Origin of the sequence: Amycolatopsis thermalba, assembly GCF_023376025.1 — a bacterium.
In the GTDB taxonomy this organism is placed as follows: domain Bacteria; phylum Actinomycetota; class Actinomycetes; order Mycobacteriales; family Pseudonocardiaceae; genus Amycolatopsis_E; species Amycolatopsis_E thermalba.
Map to the genome: position 1 here is coordinate 6,353,961 of NZ_CP091196.1, position 21,201 is coordinate 6,375,161.

Consider the following 21,201-nt stretch of genomic DNA (forward strand, 5'->3'; position numbering starts at 1 on the left):
CCTCTCGCGTCGTCCGGAACTCCACCGTGGCGCGGCGGCGGCTCCGGCACATCCGGGCGTTCCACAAACCTGGCCCGGCCTCACGTACGTGAGGCCACGAGGGGTGACAGCGACCGCGGGCGTCCCTTACAGTTCACCGCGACCGGTTGAACGGCGTTTAACCTTGTGGGGCGGCGGTGATCAGGCGAGCGGAGCTGGCGAGCGCTGGGCTGACCAGTCTGGTCGGGCGGGACGAGCTGCTGCGCTCGCTCGCCGGGCTGCTGCGGGACGACGTCCGCCTGATCACGCTGACCGGCCCGGCCGGGGTGGGCAAGACCCGGCTGGCCGTGACGCTGGCCCAGCGCACCGGCAGCGCGTTCGACGTCACCGCCGTGGTCCACCTGGCCGACCTCAATCCCGCCAGCAACGCGGCGGAGGCGGTCGCGCAGTCGATCGTCACGGCGCTGGGCATCACCGACCACCACTCGCAGCGGCCGGCGCTGCAGGTGCTCGTCGAGCGGTTGCACGAGCAGCGGGCCCTGCTGGTGGTGGACAACGCCGAGCACCTGCTCGACGCGGTCGCCGACGTGGTGGTCACGCTGCTGGACGAGGTCCCGGGCCTCAGCGTGGTGGCCACCTCGCGGCACCGGCTGGAACTGGTCGGCGAACGGATCATCACCGTGCCCCCGGTGAGCATCCCCGAGGTCCACGCCTCCCCGGAACGGGCGCACACCAGCGAGGCCGTGGTGCTGCTGCTGGAGCGCGCCACCGCCGCCGGCTACCCCGCCATCCCGCACGACGGGCCGGTCTTCGCCGCGGTGGTCGAGCTCGCGCGCTGGTCCGGCGGCCTGCCGCTGGTCATCGAACTCATCGCCGCGCAGATGGGCTCCGGCCTGTCCCCGGACAAGATCCTGCAGCGGCTCGACGGCGGCAGGCTGCTGACCGCGACCGCCCGCCGCACGCAACCGCACCACCGCACCCTCACCCAGGCCCTGGACGTGTCGTGGGCGCTGTGCAGTCCCGCGCAGCAACGGCTGTGGGCCCGGCTGGCGGTGTTCTCCGGCGGGTTCGACCTGGAGGCGGCCGAGGAAGTCTGCGGCGGCGACGACGCGGTCGGCACCGGTGAGGTGATGACGCTGGTCAAGGGCCTGGTGCGGCAGTCGATCGTGCTGATGAGCCCGGACGGGCGCTACACGCAGCTGCAGCCGTTGCGCGAGTACGGGTTGCGTCACCTGGACGCGCTCGGGGAGACCCGGCGGGTGCGCGACGCGCACTGCGGGTGGGTGCGGCGGCTCGTGGCGGACGCGGCCGCGCAGTGGTTCGGGCCGCAGGAGCTGGAGTGGCTGGCCAGGGTCTACCGCGAGATGCCCAACATCCGCGCCGCGGTCGACTGGTGCGCCGGCTCCGGCGAGGTGGAGACCGGGCTGGCGATCGTGACCGACGTGATGCGCACGCGGATCCCGTTCTTCTACGCGCAGCAGGCCACGACGTGCGCCTGGATCGAAAACCTGCTGCGCGCCGGGCCCGGTGAACCGAGCATGGTCCGGGTCGCCGCGCTGGCCTCGCTCGGGTTCACGCTGACCGCGATCGGCGACCGGTCCCGCGGCGAGCACTACCGTGACGCGTGCCTGGCGATGGCCCGGGAACTCGGCGCCGAGGACGCGCCACCGGTGCTCTACGTCGAGGGCACCTACCGGGTGCTCAGCCTGGGCGACACCGCGGGCCTGCCGCTGCTGCGGCGGGCCCGCGACGGGTTCCGCGCGGCCGGCATGGCCGGGGACGGGCAGATGGCGGCGCTGATCCTGTCGGTGGCGGCGGGACTGCTCGGGCCGTCCGAGATCGCCGACGCCGCCTCCGACGAATGCCTGGCCGACGCCGAAGCGCACGAGTCGCCGTGGGCGGCCAGCTGGGCACTGTGGACACAAGGGCTCCCGGCGCGCACGCACCCCCGGTACGTGCTGCACGAGTGCCTGCGCCCGCAGGTCGAGATGGGCGATCGGTGGGGTTCGACGTGGACCGTCGAGGCCGGGGCGTGGTGGCGGTCGCGGGCCGGGCAGCCCCGGGAGGCCGCCCGGTTGCTCGGCGGTTGTCTCGGCCTGCAGCAGCGCCACGGCGTCGGGCTCGGCGGGCTGGTGCCGTTCCGGCGGCAACGGCGTCTGGCCGAGGAGCGGATCGTGGCCGCGATCGGGGAGGCCACCTTCCGCGCCGCCTACGCCGAAGGCACCCAGCTCAGCACCGAGGAGGTCTACGACCTCGCGTTGCGGCCGGTGGAGGTGAACACCGTCGACGTCCGTCCGGACGTGACGCTGCGGGCGCTCACCGCGGCCGAGACCAGGGTCGCCGCGCTCGTCGCGGATGGGCTCAGCAATCCGCAGATCGCCGCCGAGCTGGCCGTCTCGCGGCGGACCGTCGAGACGCACCTGACGAAGATCTTCGCCAAGCTGCGCATGAACCGGCGGGCGCAGCTGGCCACCTGGTACACCCAGCAGACCGCCGCGCCCGCTAGACGGGCCACGTGACGGGAAGCGCTTTCACCCCGCGGATGACGCCGTAGGTGCGTTCGGCCACGAAGCCCTCCGGCAGCGCGAAGTCCGGGATCGCCGCGAGGAACTCCTCGCAGATGACCCGCAGTTCGACGCGGGCGACGTGCAGGCCGAGGCAGCGGTGCGCGCCCGCGCCCCAGCCGAGGTGCGGCCGGCGCGGGCGGCCCAGCCGGAACTCGTCGCCGTCCGGGAAGTGGTCCTCGTCGCGGTTGCCCGAGCCCCAGGTCAGCAGCATCCGGTCACCGGGGCGGAGCGGGACGCCGGCCAGTTCCGTCTCGCGCACCACCGTGCGGCCGGTCGCCGCGACGGCGGACTCGTGCCGCACGCTTTCCTCGACCAGCTGCGGGATCAACCCGGGATCGGCGGCCACGCGCCGCCGCAGATCCGGCCGCTCGGCGAGTTCCAGCAGAATGCTGGCCAGCTGGTCGGTGGTGGTCAGGTTGCCGGCGGCGATGAGCAGGAACGTGAACTTGAGCAGTTCGTGGTCGCTCGCGAGCCTGCCGTTGATCTCGCTGTTGACCACCGAGGTGAGCACGTCGGACCCGGTCTTCCCGCGGCGGGACCGGATGTGGGCCAGCAGGAACTCGGTGTACTCGCGGCCGATCGCCTCCGCCGTGCGCGGGTTGTCGGCCGCGGCCAGGCCGTGCACGAGCGCGGCCAGCGTCGGGCGCTGTTCCTCCGGCAGGCCCAGCAGGGACGCGATCACCAGCGGCGGGATCTTCGCGCACAGCTCCGGCACCAGGTCCGCCTGCCCGCGTGGAGCCAGCCCGGCCACGACTTCCCGGGACACGCGGCGGATGTAGTCCTCGTGGGCCGCCGCGGCGGGCGGGGTGAAGAACGGCTGCAGGTGCCGTCGCCAGCCGGCGTGCTCGTGCAGGTCCTGCTCGAACAGCGGCGCGATCACCTCGCCGGTCTCCGGCGCCACGACGACCGCGCCGACCTCCGCGGCGGAGGAGAAGGTGTCCCCGTGCTTGGCGACGTGCCGGAGGTCGTCGAACCGGGTGACCACGAACATGCCGCCGTGCGCCTCGCTGTGCGCCACCGGGCAGGACTTCCGGAACTGCGCCAGGGTTTCGTGGATGGTCGCGGCCTGGGCGGGGTCGAGGTGGTCGAAGGTGCGGGCCCGCTCCCGCACCGGATCGGCGACGGCCGGGTCACTGATCTGGCTCACGTCGGTCAACAATCCACACTCGCCCAGCTCGGGGCAAGGAAAAGCCTCCGTCCGGCCTAGTGTGATCCACCACTGGGCACGCAGCGTGACTGGTATTACTATACCGGAGGTGTGCTAGGGTGGCGGTATAATAATACCGAACACCGTGACGTGAGGTTTTTCGTGATCGAACTGAAGACGCCCGCCGAGATCGACCGCATGCACGTGGCCGGGCGGTTCGTCGCCGAGGTGCTCACCGAGATCGGCCGGCTCGCCGATGTGGGTGTCAACCTCCTGGACCTGGAGCACCACGCGCGCGGCATGATCAAGCGGCGCGGGGCGGAGTCGTGCTACTGGGACTACGCGCCGTCCTTCGGCAAGGGCCCGTTCCGCAACGTGATCTGCCTGTCGGTCAACGACGCCGTCCTGCACGGCCTGCCCCACGACTACACGCTGCGTGACGGGGACGTGCTCACCGCGGACCTCGCGGTCGGCATCGACGGCTGGGTGGCCGACTCGGCGCGCACCATCGTCGTGGGGACCGCCGCCGAGGAGGACCTGCGGCTCATCCGGGCCACCGAGGAAGCACTGGAGGCGGCCATCGAGGCGGCCCGCCCGGGCAACCGCCTCGGCGACATCTCGGCGGCGATCTGGGCGGTGGCCTCCGGCTACGGCTACCCGGTCAACACCGAGTTCGGCGGTCACGGCATCGGCCGCACCATGCACGAGGACCTGCACGTGCCCAACAAGGGCCGGGCCGGCCGCGGCCTGAAGCTTCAGCCGGGCCTCACCCTCGCGCTCGAACCGTGGTTCGCCCGCACCACCGATCGGATCGTGTACGACCCGGACGGCTGGACGATCCGCTCGGCCGACGGCTCCCGCACGGCCCACTCCGAGCACACGGTCGCCATCACCGAGGACGGCCCGCGGGTGCTCACCCGGCGGGAATCGGAAGGCGGCTAGCTGTACTTGGCCGTTAGGTTGGTGGCAGTCGGCTGGTGGGTGGGTGGCCGCCGAGTGCGTTGTGGCGGCGTTGAGTGTTGTAGTGCTCGAGCCAGGGCGCAAGCGCGGCGGCTCGTTCGGTGTTGCTGGTGAACACCTGCCGGTAGGCCCACTCGGTTTGCAGGGTGCGGTTGTAGCGCTCGACCTTGCCGTTTTGCCAGGGGCAGTGGGGCTTGATGAACTTCTGCCGGATGCTGTGCTCGGCACAGACGTGCCGGAGTGACCAGCGATAGGCCCAGGCGTTGTCGGTCATCAACCGCTCGATTCTGGTGATGCCATGCTTGGCGAAGTAGGCGATGGCCCGGGCGAGGAAAGCGGCGCAGGTGCCGCCCTTCTCGTCGGGCAGGATCTCGGAGTAGGCCAGCCGGGAGTGATCGTCGACCAACGAGTGGACGAAGTCGAAACCGATTCTGGCGTTGCGGTCGCGCGTGGCGTCCCGGTGAGCGCGGCCATGCGCTCGCCAGCCGCCGCCCTCGGGGATCCGACCGATTTTCTTCACGTCCATGTGCACTAGCTCGCCCGGGGTATTGCGCTCATACCGCACCGCGGTGGTCTTGCTGGCCCGGATGACCTGCCCGGTGAGTGGGTCCAGCGCCGACAGCCGAGGCGCGTTGTGGCGGGCCAGCACGCGCGACACCGTCCGCGCCGGCACTCCCAGCTGCGCCCCCAGCCAGTCCGGACCGCGACGCTCCCGCTGCCGCAGCTCGAGGATCTGCCGCTCGGTCTCGGCACTGGTCCGCCGCGGTGAGGAATGGGGACGTGAGGACCGGTCGTGCAGGCCGGCTTCGCCCTCGGCGGCGTGCCGGTCCAACCAGGTCTTCACGCACTTGCGTGACATGCCCATTGCCTTCGCGATATGTGCCTGTGGCCACCCCTGACGATGCCGCTGGACGATCAGCAACCTGCCCAAGAACGTCGTACGGGCATTACGGTGTGACACGAGAGCCTCCGGCCTGGCGTGGGTCCTAGACAAGCCACACCCCAACCGGAGGCTCTCCCCATGTCAACACCAGCCAGCCGCTACCAACGTCCTGGCCAAGTACAGCTAGCTGTAGTGCCCGACGAGGTTGGTGACGCGTGGAGGTAGGCCCATTCATCGGCCAGGGCCGCCTTGATCAACCCGACGCACCGACACACTGTCCACGATCCCTGCCGCCAGCACGCCGCAAAAATCGGTTCGGATCCGGGAGTTGCGGCGTATCCTGATCTTCGCACGCCGGTCACCTCGGACAGGCCCGGTGCGCAGGCGAGGGTTACTTCCGGTTCACCAGGTTCGACTCCTGCGCCTCCGCAAGGAGGTGGAAACCTTCACCGACTCCTTCTCGGGCCTGTCCGAGGTCGCCGGCTCCCCTTTTTCCCCTGCGAGGCCGGCATGTCCAAGTTCAACCTGCTCCGCCGAAGACCGGCGAACCGGTCCCCGATCGTCACGGCCGCGGTGCCCGGTGTCGTCAACCACCAGGGCGGCACCGGTTACGCCCGCGACACCAAGTCCGAGCTGTTCCTGCTCGCGGTCGCGAACATGGTCGGCGAGGACACCTTCTACGAGCAGGCGGGCGACCGGGACAGCCGCTACGCCGAGCTGGTCCGCCGCGCCGCGCTCGGCGATCCACAGTGGACGGCGCGGTTCCTGCGCTGGCTGCGCACCGAGGCGAACATGCGCTCCGCCTCGCTCGTCGGCGCGGCCGAGTTCGTCAAGGCACGCCTGGACGGCGGCGCCGACGACGGGCCGTCCAACCGCGCCGTCGTGGCGAGTGTGCTGCGGCGGGCGGACGAGCCGGGCGAGCTGATCGCGTACTGGTTCAGCCGCTACGGCCGCCGCCTGCCCAAGCCGGTCAAGCGCGGGGTCGCCGACGCGGTCGGGGCGCTGTACGACGAGCGGTCGGTCCTGAAGTGGGACAGCGGTAGTCGCGGTGTGCGATTCGCCGACGTGCTGCGCCTGGTGCACCCGCAGCCGCGGGACGCCGTGCAGGACGCGCTCTTCGGGCACATCCTGCGTGGCGGTACGGCGCCGGAGCTGACCGTGCTGGCCCGGCGGCGGACGCTCATGGCGCTCCCGGTGGAGCGTCGGCGAGCGGCCCTGGACCCCGCGGAGCTGCGGACCGCCGGCATGACGTGGGAGGCGCTGGCCGGGTGGCTGCAGGGCCCGCTGGACGCGGCGGCGTGGCAGGCCGTCATCTCGGGCATGGGGTACATGGCGCTGCTGCGCAACCTGCGCAACTTCGACGAGGCCGGGCTGCCGGACGAGGTGGCCGACCGCGTCGCGGCCCGGCTCGCCGATCCGGCGGAGGTGGCGCGGTCGCGGCAGTTCCCGTTCCGGTTCCTGTCCGCCTACCGCGCGGCGCCGTCGCTGCGGTGGGGGCCGGCGCTGGAGCGCGCCCTGCACGCGTCGCTGTCCAACGTGCCCTCCCTGCCGGGGCGGACGCTGATCCTGATCGACCGGTCCGCCTCCATGTGGATGAGCGGCAGGCGGTCGGCGGTCACGTTCGCCGACCAGGCCGCCCTGTTCGGGTGCGCGCTGGCGGTGCGGGCGCAGCGGCCGACGGTGGTGGTGTACGGCTGGGACAGCCGCGAGGTGCGGGTTCCGCGCGGCGGGTCGCTGCTGCCGTTCGTCGACAGCCTCGACAAGTTCCCGGCCACCAACACCGCGGCGGCGGTGCGCAGGCACTACCGCCGCCACGACCGGGTCGTCATCGTCACCGACGAGCAGTCGGCCACGGCGGACGCGTCGATGGGTGTGCCGGACCGGGTTCCGCTGTACGTGTGGAACGTCGCCGGGTACGCCACCGGCAACACGCCGTCCGGGCTGGGCACGCGGCACACGTTCAGCGGGCTGACCGACGCGGCCTTCCGGATGATCCCGCTGCTGGAGTCCGGCCGGGACGCGGACTGGCCGTTCTGACCCGCGAACAAGGTCCGAATACCGACATTATCGGGAAAACAGTTTCCGGAATTGCGCGAGTAACGTTCGTTCATTCCGGAACGACAAAGCGGCTGAATCTTCCCCGAGATCGTTTCCCCGGAAAAGGACGTCCCCCATGCGCATGATCAGTCGCGTTCTCGGCACGGCCGCAGTGGCGGGTATCGCACTGCTGGGTCCGGCACCTGCGGTTTTCGCGCAGCCCACCGACAAGTACGACTGCAGCGATTTCACCTACCAGGAAGAGGCGCAGGCCGTTCTCGACCAGGATCGGTCGGATCCGTACGGCCTCGACGACGACAACGACGGCAAGGCCTGCGAAACCCTGCCGAGCAAGGGCGGGCAGCCGTCCACGCCGTCCACGCCGTCCACGCCGTCCAGCACCGTCACCCAGGCCCCGCCGGTCGTCACGAGCACCAAGGCCGCCCCGGCGGACCTGGACTGCGCCGACTTCGCGACCCAGGCGCAGGCCCAGGCCGTCCTCGACGCCGACCGCAGCGACCCGCACCGCCTGGACGCCGACCACGACGGCATCGCGTGCGAGACCAGGTTCGGGGAGAAGAACACCACCGGCGGCGGTTCGCAGGTGAAGGTCAAGCCGGTCGGTGGCGTGGACACCGGCGGCGGCGACGAGGGCACCGACGCGGGCCCGGCCGTCGCGGTCGGGGCGCTCGTGCTGGTCGGCGGCGGCGCCGGCACCATGCTGCTCCTCCGGCGGCGCGCCGGCCGATGAGCACCACGCGCTGGCGCCGATGGCTCGCGTTCGCGGCCATCGGCGCCGCCCTCACCGCCTGCGGCTCCCCGGCCGAGCCGCAGCCCGCGCCGGCCGCGCCGCCGACATCGGCGCTGCCGGCGCAGACCACCACGCCGGTCACCACCCCGGTCGACGGACCCCTGCCACACTCCCGGCCGGTCACACTCGAGGTGCCCTCGATCGGGGTCCGCACCGGCCCGATCATCGACCTCGGCCTGACCGACGACGGCGCGCTGGAGGTCCCGGAGGACGCCGTGACCACCGGCTGGTTCACCGGCAGCCCATCACCGGGGGAGACCGGGCCCGCGGTGCTCGCCGCGCACGTCGACTACAACCACGTGCCCGGCACCTTCCACCGCCTCAAGGACACCAAGCCCGGCGACCAGGCGATCGTGCACCGCGCCGACGGGACCACCGCCGTGTTCACCGTCTACCGCGTCGAGCGATACCCGAAGTCGCGGTTCCCGACCGACGACGTCTACGGCGACACGGCCGGGCCGGAGCTGCGGATGATCACCTGCGGCGGCGACTTCGACCGCTCGACCCGCAACTACGCGGACAACGTCGTGGCCTACGCGCGCCTGTCCCAGACCTACCGCAGCTGAGCCACGCCAGCGCCTCCGTCGGCGTCAACCCGGCGCCGCCGAACAACGGGAGCGGCGGCAGCACTGCGGTCCAGTCCTGGGTGAGCGCGTACCTGGCGGTCACCGCGACCCCGGTGAGCACCCCCACCACCCCGCCGAGCAGGGACAACGCGCTGAACGACGATTCCGACAACCGCTGCGCCGCCGGCGCCTCCGCCCGTGCTTCGCCCGCGCGACGCGATCCTCTACAACGAGCCGCGCGGCTCGGTGCGCACGGAGGTGAACGGGGCGCTGGTCGTGGAGAACACCGGCCCGCCGGTGCCGGCCGAGGCGCTGCCCGGCCTGTTCGAGCCGTTCCGCCGCCTGACCGGCGACCGCACGTCCCACACCAACGGCGCCGGCCTCGGGCTGTCGATCGTCCGCTCGATCACCACCGCCCACGGCGGTTCCGTGCGGGCGGACCCGGGGCCGCGCCGGTGGCCTGCGGGTCACGGCCGACCCGCCCGAGGCGTGACCGCGGAGCCGGTGACCGCGGCTCCGTGGTGGCAAGCCCTAGCGTCGCGCCCGCACCACCGCGTCGTGGATGGTCACCGGGTTGCCGTCCGGGTCGGTCGCGGCGCGGGGCCGCGCCTCGGCGACCTCCACCGTCCACCCGGCGGGCAACCAGCTCGCCACCTCCTCCGCGCTGCTGAACCGCTCGGGCACGTTCGGCCGCCCCATCGTGGTCTCCAGGTCGCGCGCGTCGTGGTGCACCAGCAGCAGCGTGCCGCCCGGGGTGACCCACTCGGCGAGCCGCCCGGCCAGCTCACGCAGCTCCGCGTTGCGCAGGTGCAGGAACTGCGCCGAGATCAGGTCGAAGCGGCGGTCACCCGGGTCCCAGGTCCGCACGTCGGCCCGCACCCACTCGATCCGCTCCCCGACTCCGGCCTGCGCGGCGTGCTCGGCCCCGCGCCGCAGCGCGGTCTCGGACAGGTCCAGCGCCGTCACGCGCCAGCCGCGCCCGGCGAGCCAGCAGCTGTCGGCTCCCTCGCCGGCCCCGATGTCCAGCGCCGCGCCCGGCGGGAGGTCCGCGGCCTCGGCGACCAGCTGCGGGTTCGGCCGTCCACTCCAGACCGCGGTGTGCGAGCGGTACCGCTCCTCCCAGAACTCCTCGCCGTACTCATCGGATCCCATGGCGCCGCACCCCTCCCACGAGTTCGCCGACCTCGCCCTCACGGGCGAACACCCCGGCGCGGTGCGCGGCGACCGCCTGCCGGGTGTCCTCCGCGACGAGGTCGGCGTTGATCGCCGCACCCGCCGTCAGCCCGCCGGACGCCGACACGATCACCTGCGCGGTCACGTTCGCGACGTTCCCGGCGACCCACACGCCCGGCACCGCGGTGGCACCGGTCGGGTCGGCCGCCACGTACGTGCCGACCACGTGGCCCTGCACGACCTGCTCGGTCACCTCGAGGCCGAGCGCGGTGAGCAACCCGGCGCGCGCGGTGAACCGGGGCGCGACCACGACCACCTGCCGCGGCACGACCTCCCCGGAGGCCATCCGCACGCCGGTCAGCCGGTCCTCGCTCACCTCGACGGCCGCGACCTCGCCTTCGACCACGCGGATCCCGCGCGCGGCCAGCTCCTCGCGCTGCTCGTCGGTCGCCTCGGGCGCGTGGTGCCGGAACACCGTCACGTCCGCGCTGAGCTGCCGCCACAGCAGTGCCGCGTGCACGACCAGCGGGTTGCTGCCGATCACGCCGATCGCCTGGTCACGCGCCTCCCAGCCGTGGCAGTACGGGCAGTGCAGCACGTCGCGCCCGAACCGCTCGGCGACCCCGTCGATGTCCGGCAGCTCGTCGACCAGCCCGGTCGTCACGAGCAGGCGGCGCGCGTGGACCGACCGGCCGTCGTCCAGGGTCACCTCGAACCCGTCCCCGGTCCGGGCAGCCGCGGTCACCGTGCCCGTCACGACCTCGCCGCCGTACCCGGCCACCTCGTCGCGGCCGATGGCGACCAGCTCGGCCGGCGGGGTGCTCTCCCGGCCCAGGTAGTTGTGCACGTGCCCGGCCGGGGCGTTGCGCGGCCGGCCCGCGTCGACCACCAGCACCGACCGGCGCGCCCGGGCCAGCGCGAGTGCCCCGGCCAGGCCTGCCGCGCCGCCACCCACCACCACAACGTCGTACTTCTCGTCCATGGCGGCGACTATCCGCGCGCCCGGTTGAGGTGACAAGAAAATTTGCCGGGATGGCAAAGAGCCTGCCGTCCGGGCTTGAAGAGCCGGGGAGCGGGTAAACAGCGGCCACCGAGTGGAGAGGGCGAGGCTTGGACCAGATACCGACGTTCGGTGTGGAAGAGGAGTTCCTGCTCGTCGACGATCAGGGACACCTGTCGGACCGTGGTCCGGAGGTGGTGGAGGCCGCCGAGCGGCCGGACGGCGACGTGCAGCGCGAGCTCGCGCGCAGCCAGGTCGAGCTGGCGACGCAGGTGTGCCACGGCGCGGAGGAACTGCTCGACCAGCTCACGCACTTCCGCTCGCGGCTGGCGGGCGAGGCCGCGAAACGGCAGCTGCGCCTGATCGCGACCGCGACGCCGCTGCTCGCCGAGGAGCACCCGCCGGGGCTCACGCCCACCCCGCGGTACCGGCGCATGGGCGAGCACTTCGGCCTGATCGCGCGCACCGGCACCACCTGCGGTTGCCACGTGCACGTCAAGATCCCGGACCGGGCCACGGGTGTGCGGATCAGCAACCACGTCCGGCCGTGGTTGCCGGTGCTGCTCGCGCTGACCGCGAATTCGCCGTTCGACAGCGGCCACGACACCCGGTACAGCAGCTGGCGGCACGTGCTGTGGTCGCGCTGGCCGTCGGCGGGCCCGCCACCGCTGTTCGGCTCGCTCGGCGAGTACGAGTCCCGCGTGGCCGCGATGCTCGAATCCGGCGCGATGCTGGACCGGGGCATGATCTACTGGGACATCCGGCTGTCCGAGAAGCGTCCGACGCTGGAGTTCCGCATCAGCGACGTCGCGGCGACCGCGCGCGAGGCGACGACGCTGGCGGTGCTGGTGCGGGGTCTCGTGCTGACCGCACTGTCCGAACTGGACTACCCGCCGCCGCCGCTGCCCGTCGAGGTGCTGCGGGCCAACCTGTGGCGCGCGGCCCGCGACGGCCTGGAGGGCTCGGCCCTGCACCCGGAAACCGGCCGCCTCACCCCGACTCCCGTGCTGGTCGGCCAGCTCGTCGAGCGGATTCGCCGCGCCCTCACCGAAACCGGCGACCTCGGCTTCGTGGTGGAATCGCTGAACTGGGTGCGCGAGCACGGCAACGGGGCCCAGCGTCAGCGGCGTGCCTTCGCCGCCAACGAGTCGCTCACCGACGTCGTGGACCTGCTCAGCCTGCGATAGCTCGCTTCAGCGCGGCCAGCGCGCCGGGGTCCGCCAGTGCCGAACCGACCGCGACCGCGCGGCATCCGGCGGCGAGGAAATCGGCGGCGTTGCCGGCGTCGATCCCGCCGGTGGCGACGAACCGCACCGACGGGAACGGCGCGAGCTGCGCGGTGATCCAGTCCGCGCCCAGCTGGCGGGCGGGAAACGCTTTCAGCCACGTGTTGCCCAGGGCCAGCGCGTGCGCGATCTCGGTCGCCGTCGCCACGCCCGGCAGGTGCGGCAGGCCGAGCCGCTGCGACTCGGCGACCACGTCCGGGTGCAGTCCGGGCGCCACGGTGAACTCGGCGCCGGCCTCCCGCACCGCGCTCAGCTGGTCCACTGTGGTCACCGTGCCCGCGCCGACGCTTCTGCCCCGCTCGGCCGCCGCCTCGACGGCCGCGCGCAGCGAGGGCATCGCGTCCGGCGTCTGCACCGGGATCTCCACCAGCTCCACACCGAATTCCCAGGCACGCGTGCACATGTCCACAGTGGCCTGTGGATCGAGGCCGCGGAAGATGCCCAGCACGGGGTTGCGGTCGAGGTGCGCGGCGAAGAAGTCAGCGGCGTCCATGGTCGTCTCCTCCCCAGCCCAGTGCCCGGGAGACCCGGTGGGCGGCGGTCCGGTACTCGTCGAGGTGGGCACGCAGCTCGGCCAGCGGGGCGACGACCTTGAGCGCGGTGACGGACAGGCTGTGCGTCACCTGGCCGCGCGCGTCGTACACCGGCAGTGCCACGCAGTTCAGGAAGTCCTCGTGCTCGCCGTCGTCCTCGGCCCAGCCGCGCTCGCGGACGCGGTCCAGCTCGGCGGACAGCTCCTCCGGGCCGGCGACCGTGGTCGGCGTGAAGCGCTGGTAGTCGCACAGGGACAGCCAGCGCGCGCGATCCGGCTGGTGGGCGAGGATCGCCTTCGCGACACCGGCGGTGTGCAGGATCGCCGGCAGCCCGATGCGCGAGCCCATCGCCACGCTGCCCCGGCCGTCGATCTTGTCCACGTACACCACGCGGTCGCCGGCCAGTTCCGCGAAGTGGACGGTGTGCCCGGAGCGTTCGCTCAGCTCCTGCAGGATCGGCCGGGCCAGCGCGCGGGCCTCGACCTGGTCCAGGGCGAGCTGGCCGTAGGCGATGAGCTGGAACCCCATGGCGTAGCGGTGGTCCGGAACGCGGCGGACGAAGCCGCCCTCCTCCAGGGTCTGCAGAATCCGCAGCGCGGTCGACTTGTGGACACCGAGGTGGTCGGCGATCTCGCCGAGCGTGCGGTGGCGGCGGGAGACGAACGCGACGATGCCGATGGCGCGGGCGACGGTCTGGGACATCAGCCGAGTTCCGGGACGATCTCGGACGCGGGCGGCAGCTCGGCGAAGTCCGACGGCTCTTCGAGCACGCGCGCGGCGGCGTAGTGGCCCAGCCTGAGGCGGGTCATCTCGTCGCGGTCGTCGAGGAATCCGCTGAGCCACCCCGCCGCGAACGCGTCCCCGGCGCCGACGGCGTCCACCACGTCGACCTTTGTGGACGGTGCGCGGTGGACTCCGCTCGGCGTGAAGCTGACCGCCTCGATCGCCGCGTCCTTGACCACCAGGTAGCGCGGCCGGTCGAGGAAGGCGCGCACGCTCTCCGCGTCGGTCGTGCCCCACAGGGCCTCCGCTTCGTCGCGGCCGACGAAGACGATGTCGCTGTCCTGGGCCAGTTCGCGCAGGACCTCGGGCACGTCCCCGTCCCACAGCTGGGGGCGGTGGTTGACGTCGAAGCTGACCAGACCGGGGCCGCGGACGAGAGCGCGGGTGGCTTCGCGGGCCTGGCCGGAGAGGGCGGCGGTGATGCCGGAGACGTGCACGAGGCGCGCGGGCCGGGCGGTCCAGCGCGCGATGTCGGCGGTGGTGATGGCGGAGGCGGCCGAGCCGGCGCGGTAGTAGTAGACGCGGGTGCCGGCCGGGGTGGGGTCCTTGAAGTAGACCGCGGTGGGGCGGTGCTCGTCGCGGCGGACCAGGGAGGTGTCGACGCCGTGGCGCTGGAGGTCGTCGAGCACGAGGTCGCCGAGGGGATCGGCGCCGAGTGCGCTGGCCCAGGCCGCCCGGTGCCCGAGGCGGGCCAGCAACGCCGCGACGTTCGACTCCGCACCGCCGGGCCGCAGCAGGAAGCGGCTGCCCGAGACCAGACGACCACCCGCCTCGGGCGTGACCATGACCATGGTCTCGCCGACCGTCAGCACGTCCACTGGATGGCCTCCGTTGCGTATGTTGCAATGCGGTTGTTCTTTTTGCAATATATCAGGTGGAGGGGTGTGGTGGTGCGGACCGTTGCCACCCCTCGCGGGCCCGCCGTGTCAAGCGGCGCGCGCACCGCCCAACCACCGCGGCGATCCCGGGGGCAGCCAGCCGTCGCCGAGCTGGGCCTGGTCAGGACCGCCGCGCGCACCGCCCCACTCCACCCCCACGGCAACCCCCTCCCGGGGGTGGCCTCGCGTCGCGAAGCTGGGCGTAGTCACGAGCGGGGCAGCCAGCCGTCGCCGAGCTGGGCCCGGTCAGGACCGCCGTGCGTAACGTCCGGGGGGCTCTCCCACCACGGCGGTGAATTCGCGCGTCAGGTGGGCCTGGTCGGCGTATCCGAGGTCCGCCGCGAGCGCCGCCCAGTCCACCGTCTCCGCCCGCGCCGCGCGCTCGGCCGCGTCGTAGATCCGGTACCGCCGCAGCACCCACTTCGGGCTCACGCCGACGTGGTCGGCGAACGCGCGCTGCAGCTGCCGCACGCTCAACCCGCCCCGGGCGGCCAGGTCCTCGACCCGCCGCAGGTCACGGTCGCGGGCCGCGAGTTCGGCGAGGGCGGTCGTGTCCTCCGATGGCTGACGCTCGTCCGGCACCAGCGGGGCGAGGGCCGCGTCGACCAGCTTCGCGATCTCGGCGCCGTCGGTGCCGTCCGCGAGCGCCGCCATCACCGCGGGTTCGGCCGGGTGCAGCGCCGGGAACCCGTCGGCGAGCGGGCGGACCGTGTCGGTGATCGTGGCCAGCGGCCGGCCCAGGAACGGCCGGAACCCGCCGGGCCGGAACATCACCCCCAGCGCCCGGCCCCGCCCGGACAGCCGCCGGGTGAGGCGCTCGGTCCGCACGCCGGTGACCGTGCCGCCGTCGTCGGCGAACACGACGTTGACCACCGGGTGCACGAGGACGTCCTGCTCGTACACCTCGGGCAGGTCCCACGAGACGAACCAGTAGCGGTCGACGAACCGGTCCACCCCGGGCGAGGGCGGGAACCGGGTCAGCTCGAAGCGCCGCAGCCCCGCCCTCGGGTGCAGGATGCCGCGGCTGTCCCGCTCGACCGGCTCGACCACGCCTGCGAGGGTAGTCGCGCCGTCAGTCCTTCCAGGTGCGCCTCATGCGGACTCGGCTGCCCTGCTCGCCGGGCGTGATGTCCACCTCCGTCATCAGCGCGCGCATCAACCCGACCCCGCGGCCGCGGATTCCGGGGTCGGCGGGTGGCGGTCGCCAGGTGCCGTCGTCGGTGATCACGACCTCCACGCCACCCTCGTCGGCCGCCGCGGTCAGCGTCAGGGTGCCCTCGCCGCTTCCGGAGTACCCGTGTTCGATCGAGTTGGTGCACGCCTCGTCCACGGCGAGGATCACGTCCTGCGCCGCCTCGTCCGGGACGTCGGACTGGGCCAGCCACTGCCGCAGGTCCCGCCGCATCTCGACCAGGCTCCGCGGCACCGCGGGCAGGTCCAGGCGCAACGGCCCGGGCGGGTGCACGTACACCAGCACCGCCACGTCGTCGTTGTGCCCGGCCGGCGGCAGCAACCGGTCCAGCAGGTGCTCGGTGATCTCGGCCGACTGGCGGCGCGGCACCTCCCGCAACGCCACCCGCGCGCCCTCGATCGCCTCGTCGATCGGCTGGCCGTGCCGCTCCACCAGACCGTCGGTGTAGAGCAGCAGCACCGAACCCGGCCGCAGCGGCACCGTCGCGCGTGGGCGATCCGCCGACCGGCGCACCGCCAGCGGCACCGACAACGCCTGGTCCAGCAGCTGATCACTGCCGTCCGCGTGGCTCAGCACCGCCGACGGGTGCCCGGCACTGGAGTACGTCACTACCCCGGCCTCCGGATCCACCACCGCGCAGAACACGGTGGTGCACAAGGCACCCGGGATCTGCCGCGCGAACCCGTCCAGCTGGTCCAGCGCCCGCGCCGGATCACCGTAGCTGAGCAACAACGCGCTGCACGCGCTGCGCAGCTGCCCCATCACCGACGCCGCCGCCAGCCCGCGCCCCACACAGTCCCCGACGACCACCGCGATCCGGCCGTCCGGCAACCGCGCCACGTCGTACCAGTCGCCGCCGACCTCCAGCGGCCGCACCGCCGGCTCGTACCGCACCGCGAACCCGCCCGGCAAGTCCGTGGGGCCCAGGATGGCGTGCTGCAACGTCAACGCGACCGCCCGCGCCTCGTCGTAGCTGCGGGCCCGGCCGAGCGCCTGCGCGAGCTGGGCCACGAGCATCCCGAACAGCGCCCGCTCCTCCGCACCGAGCACCTGGTCCGCCCGCTCGGCCCACACCACCGAATCGCCGCTGCCCAGCGCCGCGCCGAGTTCGCGGCCCGCCTCGGGCGGCCAGATCTGCCCGGGCGGCTGGCGGCGCGCCCGGTCCAGCCGCTCGTACAGCTCCGGCTCCAGCTCGTCGAACGAGCCGGCCTCCGGATCACCGGCGACCAGACCGCCGCTCTCCACCGTCGGCCACACCGCCGCCACCACGCGCGTCGCGCCGAGGATCACCCGCAGCGCGGACACCCCGGCGTGCAGCACCTCGGACACGTCGGTCGCGGCCGCCAGGTCCGCGGCGAACGCGGCCAGCACCGCCTCCCGGTCCGCCGCCTTCTTCTCGACCGTGACGTCCCGCAGCGTCCCGACCAGCCAAGCGCGCCCGTCACCCTCGGCGACGCGCGTGAGGGTCAGCGCGGCCCACGCCTCACCGCCGTCCGGACGCCGGACCACGACCGACACCTCACGGCCGTCGCCGAGGTGGCGCACCAGGTCCCCGGCCGGCACGCGGGCCGCGTCCTCGCCCAGCCACGGGTACGGCCACGCCATCGGCAGGCTGTCCGCGCCGTACCCGGTGATCGCGGTGAACGCGGCGTTGACCTCGACCACGCCACCGCCGCTGTCGGCGACGAACACTCCTTCCCGCAACGACTCGAACAACGCGCGCCGGAACTCCGACTCGCGCCGGCGCAGACCGGACAGCACCAGGTTCGCCCGCACCCGCGCGAGCAGTTCCGCGCCGGAGAACGGTTTCGGCAGGTAGTCGTCGGCGCCGGCGTCCAGACCCGACACCGCCGCCTCGACCCCGGCCCGCGCGGACAGGAACAGCACCGGCACCGACTTCGTGGCCGGTTCCGCGCGCAGCGCCCGGATCAGCCCGAACCCGTCCAGCCGCGGCATCATCACGTCGGACAGCACGAGGTCCGGCCGGTGCCGCCGCGCCAGCTCCAGCCCCTCGACGCCGTCCCGCGCCAGCAGGACGCGACCCACCGGGCGCAGCATCCGCGCGATGAACCGGCTCAGATCCGTGTTGTCCTCGACCACCAGCAACGTCGGCCCGGACCCGTCCCCGGTCGCCGGCTCCGGCTCGCTGTCGGCCCGCCACTGCAACGCTTCGTCGCGGTAGGCGGGCGCGACCGTCAGCGCGCGGTCGGTGGGCGGTGGCGCGACCGCCGCGAGCGGCAACCGGACCGAAAACGTGCTTCCGGTCCCCTCCACCGAATCCGCCGACACCGTGCCGTCGTGCAAGCGCACCAGTTCCCGCACCAGCGCCAGCCCGATCCCGGCGCCCTCGTGGGACCTGCCCTCGCGCCCGCGGGCCCGGTGGAACCGCTGGAACAGCCGGGGCAGCTCGTCGGCCGGGATCCCGACCCCGGTGTCGGCGACGGTCAGCTCGGCGTGCCCGTCCGACTCGCGCAGCCGGACCGCGACCCCGCCCTCCCGGGTGTACTTCAGCCCGTTGGACAGCAGGTTGAGGACGACCTTCTCCCACATGTCCGGATCGACCTCCACCGCGCGCGACAACGGCGGGCAGTCGATCTCGAACCGCAGCCCGGCGCGCCGCACGGCCGGGGCGAAGCTCTCCGCGATCTCGGTGGTCAGCGCGGCCAGGTCGTGCGGCGCGGCGGCCGGCTGCAGGCGTCCCGCCTCGATCTTGGCGAAGTCGAGCAGGTCGTTGACCAGCCGCCGCAACCGTCCGGCGTTGCGGTGCACCAGCTCCAGCCGTTCGCGCTGACCGGGCGGCAACGGCTCGTCGGTGTCGGCGAGCGCGTCCTCGGCCGGGCCGGCGATGAGGGTCAGCGGGGTGCGGAACTCGTGGCTGACGTTGGCGAAGAACTCGCTCTTCGCGCGGTCCAGTTCGGCCAGCGCCTCCGAGCGCCGCCGCTCGCTCTCGTAGGCGAGCGCGTCGGTGATCAGGCTCGACACCTGTCCACCGAGCAGTTCGAGGAACGCGCGGTAGTCCGCGTCCAGCGCCTGGTAGGCCGACACCCCGAGCACGAGCGCGCCCACCGGCTCGGCCCGCCCGGCGGCGACCAGGGGCAGCACCACCGCCTGGTCCGGCGCGGCCGTGCCGACCACCACCGGCTGCACGAACTCCGGCCCGAACCGGTGCCGCAGCCCGTCGCACACCCGGGTTTCGCCGTCCCACAACGGCCACACGGCGGCCCCGCCGCGATCCAGCACCGCGGGCGCGGCCCGTTCCCCCGGCCCCACCCCGTAGGCCGCGGCCAGCGTCGCCCGCCCGTCGTCGAACAGGTAGGCCAGCGCGAACGGCAGGTCCGCGCCGTGCCGGCTCAGCGCGGTGACCGCCGAGCGCGCGGTCTGCGTCACCGACCCGGCGGCGGACACCTCGCCGAGGTCGTTGAGCACCGCCAGCCGGCGCTGCCGGATCACCTGCACCGTGGTGTCCTGCACCGCGACCAGGATGCCGAGCACCGCGCCGCGGTCGTCGGAGATCGGGCTGTAGGAGAACGTCCAGTACGTCTCCTCCAGGTAGTTGTGCCGGTCCAGGAACAGCAGCTGGTTCTCCGAATACGTGGCGCCCCGGCCGGTCATCACGTGCCGCGTCAGCGGGCCCAGCTCGGCCCACGCCTCGGCCCAGCACTCCGACGCCGGGCGACCGAGGTAGCGCGGGTGCTTCTCCCCCATCGCCGGGCGGTAGGCGTCGTTGTAGAAGACCGTCAGCTCCGGCCCCCACCACACCAGCATGGGAAACCGCGACGAAAGCACCAGGCGCAGCGCGGCGTGCAGCTCCGCGGGCCAGTCCTCGACGGGGCCGAGCGCGCTCGCCGACCAGTCGCGGCCGGCGACCATCGCCCCCATTTCGCCCAGTGTGTCCAAATAAGACGTATCAGCGGGACGCGTCATCGACCGGGCCAGCCCTCACCCAGTGCGCACTCGACCGTCTCGGACACCGTGAACACCTGCCGCAGATCGGCCGCCTCCAGCGCGCGCAACACGACGCGGCTCGACGCGACCAGGCGCAGCGGAGTGCCCGCTTCGGCGCACCGCTGCTCGGCCTCGACCAGCAGGGACAACCCGGCGGAGCCGAGGAAGTCCACGCGGGACAGATCGACGATCACCGGCTGCGGCGGCGTGGCCGCGCGGCGGGCCTGGTCCATCTCGCTGATCATCGCGGGCGCGGAACACAGGTCCACCCCGCCGGACACGGTCACCACGACGGCGTCCCCGGTCACCCGGTGCCGCACCGAGAACGCTTCTTCGGTCACCGAAACCTCCCGGACACGCGTAGGGGCACCTGCGGGTGCGTTCAGCCTAGTGCGGGTCCGGGAAGTCGGCACGATCTGCTTGCGGCGTCAGCCGGCCAGCGCGGGTGCGGCGTAGGCGGCCAGCCGTTCCCCGACGTCCGCCGGATCCCACGCCGGCGGCTGGAGGACACCGGTCGCGACGCCGTCGCACAGGTCCTCGGCGAACCGCGCCACCACCCGCGGCGCGGGCAGCACGTCGGTGCCGAGGTAGGCCAGGACGATCAGGTCCTCACCGCAGTGCGATTCGACGACCAGCGACCAGCCGGTGTCCTCGCTCCAGATGAGGGCCGCGTCGCGGTCCGGGAACTCCGGAAGGCGCCGTTCCAGCGCCAGGTACGCGTTGGCCGGTGGTGGATCGATCTGCACGAAGTAGGCGTTGCCGCCCAATCCCAGAGCCTCGGTCACCAGTCGCACGTACCGCCGCAGTCCCCGCGCCTGCGCGTCCTCGTATTCCAGGTACATCTGCCCTCGCACTTCGCCCACCGGAAAGCCGGCGGGGCGCCACTGCTCGACACCGCGCCGGAAACCGGCCCCTGACGGGTTTGAAACCGCTCATGGCCCAGCCGGGCTACCCCCGGCTGGCGAATCCCAAACCTGCCATTCACCGTGGGTGGGCGTGAGGGCTTGGTCACGCCCGGGCGGTGGGTGACTCCTCACCCTCGATGGTGAACGACCCCAGCAGCCCGGTGATGTCCAGGATCCGCCGCGCGTAGCGGTCCACGTTCGCCAGCTTCACCGTGCCGCCCCGCTCCTCCGCGCTGGTCTTCGCCCTGATCAGAGCGCTGATGCAGGCCGAGTCGAAGAAGTTGAGGCCCGCGAAGTCGAGCACCAGGTGGACCACCCCGGATCCGAGCAGCTTCTCCACGGCCTGGTCCAGCTGGTCCACCGCGCCGTGGTCGATCTCGCCGAGCAGCAGCACACGTCCGCTGTCCCCGCTGGCCTCCGTGCGCACCACGGAAGCCGTGGCGGACCTGGTCGCGCCTTCGTCCGTCGTCATGGTTCGAACTCTCTCCAAAATCGTGGCGTCGGCTTCGGCCCCGGTTGTCGCCCGGCGCCCGTGTGCAATAAGTTTGCCGCAAAG

The 21,201-nt window shown here is 72.9% G+C and carries 18 protein-coding genes and 1 pseudogene; 7 read left to right on the forward strand and 12 right to left on the reverse strand.

Going from position 1 to position 21,201, the window contains the following annotated elements; genetic code table 11:
• Nucleotides 1-176: 176 nt before the first annotated feature.
• Nucleotides 177-2,498 carry an ATP-binding protein gene (locus L1857_RS30800; protein WP_116111226.1) on the forward strand — a complete coding sequence of 774 codons (2,322 nt, stop codon included), beginning with the start codon at nucleotides 177-179 and terminating at the stop codon, nucleotides 2,496-2,498.
• Here L1857_RS30800 and L1857_RS30805 read toward each other — a convergent pair.
• Nucleotides 2,482-3,693 (reverse strand): cytochrome P450, encoded by a 1,212-nt coding sequence (locus L1857_RS30805; RefSeq protein ID WP_116111263.1) that lies wholly within the window; start codon nucleotides 3,691-3,693, stop codon nucleotides 2,482-2,484. The two genes, L1857_RS30800 and L1857_RS30805, sit on opposite strands and share 17 nt — an antisense overlap.
• A 162-nt stretch (nucleotides 3,694-3,855) precedes the next feature.
• Between L1857_RS30805 and map the strand changes: the two genes are divergently transcribed.
• Nucleotides 3,856-4,635, forward strand: coding sequence for a type I methionyl aminopeptidase (gene map / locus L1857_RS30810; protein WP_116111225.1), 780 nt, complete (start codon nucleotides 3,856-3,858; stop codon nucleotides 4,633-4,635).
• 13 nt (nucleotides 4,636-4,648) lie between these two features.
• Here the strand turns inward: map and L1857_RS30815 are convergent, their stop codons facing one another.
• Entirely contained in the window at nucleotides 4,649-5,614 is a 966-nt protein-coding gene (locus tag L1857_RS30815; protein ID WP_249464895.1) for an IS481 family transposase, read from the reverse strand.
• A gap of 432 nt (nucleotides 5,615-6,046) precedes the next feature.
• Between L1857_RS30815 and L1857_RS30820 the strand changes: the two genes are divergently transcribed.
• The 4 genes and pseudogenes from L1857_RS30820 to L1857_RS30835 all read left to right on the forward strand — a co-directional run.
• Nucleotides 6,047-7,573: a TROVE domain-containing protein gene (locus tag L1857_RS30820; RefSeq protein ID WP_249467057.1), complete on the forward strand. Its 1,527-nt coding sequence runs from the start codon at nucleotides 6,047-6,049 to the stop codon at nucleotides 7,571-7,573.
• Nucleotides 7,574-7,709: 136 nt separating this feature from the next.
• Nucleotides 7,710-8,324, forward strand: a complete 615-nt coding sequence (locus L1857_RS30825; protein ID WP_249467060.1) for an excalibur calcium-binding domain-containing protein — start codon at nucleotides 7,710-7,712, stop codon at nucleotides 8,322-8,324.
• Complete coding sequence (locus tag L1857_RS30830) at nucleotides 8,321-8,950, forward strand: class F sortase (RefSeq protein ID WP_249467063.1); 630 nt, start codon at nucleotides 8,321-8,323, stop codon at nucleotides 8,948-8,950. Before L1857_RS30825 ends, L1857_RS30830 begins: the two co-directional genes overlap by 4 nt.
• A gap of 297 nt (nucleotides 8,951-9,247) precedes the next feature.
• Nucleotides 9,248-9,340, forward strand: a pseudogene (locus L1857_RS30835) (hypothetical protein); the annotation flags it as partial.
• Nucleotides 9,341-9,481: 141 nt separating this feature from the next.
• On the opposite strand, the gene L1857_RS30840 reads toward L1857_RS30835, so the two are convergent.
• On the reverse strand, nucleotides 9,482-10,102 hold the full coding sequence (locus L1857_RS30840; protein ID WP_094006135.1) for an SAM-dependent methyltransferase: 621 nt from the start codon (nucleotides 10,100-10,102) through the stop codon (nucleotides 9,482-9,484).
• The gene (locus L1857_RS30845; protein ID WP_116114951.1) at nucleotides 10,089-11,105 is read right to left on the reverse strand and encodes an NAD(P)/FAD-dependent oxidoreductase; all 1,017 of its coding nucleotides are present in this window, start codon (nucleotides 11,103-11,105) and stop codon (nucleotides 10,089-10,091) included. The genes L1857_RS30840 and L1857_RS30845 overlap by 14 nt, the downstream gene beginning before the upstream one ends.
• Nucleotides 11,106-11,233: 128 nt before the next feature.
• On the opposite strand from L1857_RS30845, the gene L1857_RS30850 reads away from it, so the two are divergent.
• Nucleotides 11,234-12,310, forward strand: a complete 1,077-nt coding sequence (locus L1857_RS30850) for a carboxylate-amine ligase (protein ID WP_116114953.1) — start codon at nucleotides 11,234-11,236, stop codon at nucleotides 12,308-12,310.
• Here L1857_RS30850 and L1857_RS30855 read toward each other — a convergent pair.
• From L1857_RS30855 to L1857_RS30890, 8 genes are all read right to left on the reverse strand, one after another.
• Complete coding sequence (locus L1857_RS30855) at nucleotides 12,297-12,902, reverse strand: bifunctional 4-hydroxy-2-oxoglutarate aldolase/2-dehydro-3-deoxy-phosphogluconate aldolase (RefSeq protein WP_249467066.1); 606 nt, start codon at nucleotides 12,900-12,902, stop codon at nucleotides 12,297-12,299. The genes L1857_RS30850 and L1857_RS30855 overlap by 14 nt on opposite strands.
• Nucleotides 12,889-13,644 carry an IclR family transcriptional regulator gene (locus L1857_RS30860; RefSeq protein WP_116114957.1) on the reverse strand — a complete coding sequence of 252 codons (756 nt, stop codon included), beginning with the start codon at nucleotides 13,642-13,644 and terminating at the stop codon, nucleotides 12,889-12,891. Before L1857_RS30860 ends, L1857_RS30855 begins: the two co-directional genes overlap by 14 nt.
• The gene (locus L1857_RS30865) at nucleotides 13,644-14,543 is read right to left on the reverse strand and encodes a sugar kinase (RefSeq protein ID WP_116114959.1); all 900 of its coding nucleotides are present in this window, start codon (nucleotides 14,541-14,543) and stop codon (nucleotides 13,644-13,646) included. The genes L1857_RS30860 and L1857_RS30865 overlap by 1 nt, the downstream gene beginning before the upstream one ends.
• Nucleotides 14,544-14,849: 306 nt before the next feature.
• Nucleotides 14,850-15,653, reverse strand: coding sequence for a helix-turn-helix domain-containing protein (locus tag L1857_RS30870; RefSeq protein ID WP_094006129.1), 804 nt, complete (start codon nucleotides 15,651-15,653; stop codon nucleotides 14,850-14,852).
• A gap of 22 nt (nucleotides 15,654-15,675) precedes the next feature.
• Nucleotides 15,676-19,674: a SpoIIE family protein phosphatase gene (locus tag L1857_RS30875; protein WP_249467069.1), complete on the reverse strand. Its 3,999-nt coding sequence runs from the start codon at nucleotides 19,672-19,674 to the stop codon at nucleotides 15,676-15,678.
• Nucleotides 19,675-19,715: 41 nt separating this feature from the next.
• Nucleotides 19,716-20,081 carry an STAS domain-containing protein gene (locus L1857_RS30880; protein WP_249467072.1) on the reverse strand — a complete coding sequence of 122 codons (366 nt, stop codon included), beginning with the start codon at nucleotides 20,079-20,081 and terminating at the stop codon, nucleotides 19,716-19,718.
• Between the two features lie 87 nt (nucleotides 20,082-20,168).
• A complete protein-coding gene (locus L1857_RS30885; RefSeq protein ID WP_094006126.1) occupies nucleotides 20,169-20,582 on the reverse strand; it encodes a DUF6292 family protein in 414 nt (137 codons plus the stop codon).
• A gap of 166 nt (nucleotides 20,583-20,748) precedes the next feature.
• Entirely contained in the window at nucleotides 20,749-21,117 is a 369-nt protein-coding gene (locus L1857_RS30890) for an STAS domain-containing protein (RefSeq protein ID WP_094006125.1), read from the reverse strand.
• Nucleotides 21,118-21,201 lie beyond the last annotated feature (84 nt).

Excerpts from the sequence above, each read along its gene's own strand:
- L1857_RS30885 (WP_094006126.1), bottom strand. The coding sequence starts at position 20,582 with ATGTACCTGGAATACGAGGACGCGCAGGCGCGGGGACTGCGGCGGTAC.
- L1857_RS30860 (WP_116114957.1), bottom strand. The coding sequence starts at position 13,644 with ATGTCCCAGACCGTCGCCCGCGCCATCGGCATCGTCGCGTTCGTCTCC.
- L1857_RS30855 (WP_249467066.1), bottom strand. The coding sequence starts at position 12,902 with ATGGACGCCGCTGACTTCTTCGCCGCGCACCTCGACCGCAACCCCGTG.
- L1857_RS30830 (WP_249467063.1), top strand. The coding sequence starts at position 8,321 with ATGAGCACCACGCGCTGGCGCCGATGGCTCGCGTTCGCGGCCATCGGC.
- L1857_RS30845 (WP_116114951.1), bottom strand. The coding sequence starts at position 11,105 with ATGGACGAGAAGTACGACGTTGTGGTGGTGGGTGGCGGCGCGGCAGGC.
- L1857_RS30840 (WP_094006135.1), bottom strand. The coding sequence starts at position 10,102 with ATGGGATCCGATGAGTACGGCGAGGAGTTCTGGGAGGAGCGGTACCGC.
- L1857_RS30825 (WP_249467060.1), top strand. The coding sequence starts at position 7,710 with ATGCGCATGATCAGTCGCGTTCTCGGCACGGCCGCAGTGGCGGGTATC.
- L1857_RS30820 (WP_249467057.1), top strand. The coding sequence starts at position 6,047 with ATGTCCAAGTTCAACCTGCTCCGCCGAAGACCGGCGAACCGGTCCCCG.
- L1857_RS30875 (WP_249467069.1), bottom strand. The coding sequence starts at position 19,674 with ATGGGGGCGATGGTCGCCGGCCGCGACTGGTCGGCGAGCGCGCTCGGC.
- L1857_RS30890 (WP_094006125.1), bottom strand. The coding sequence starts at position 21,117 with ATGACGACGGACGAAGGCGCGACCAGGTCCGCCACGGCTTCCGTGGTG.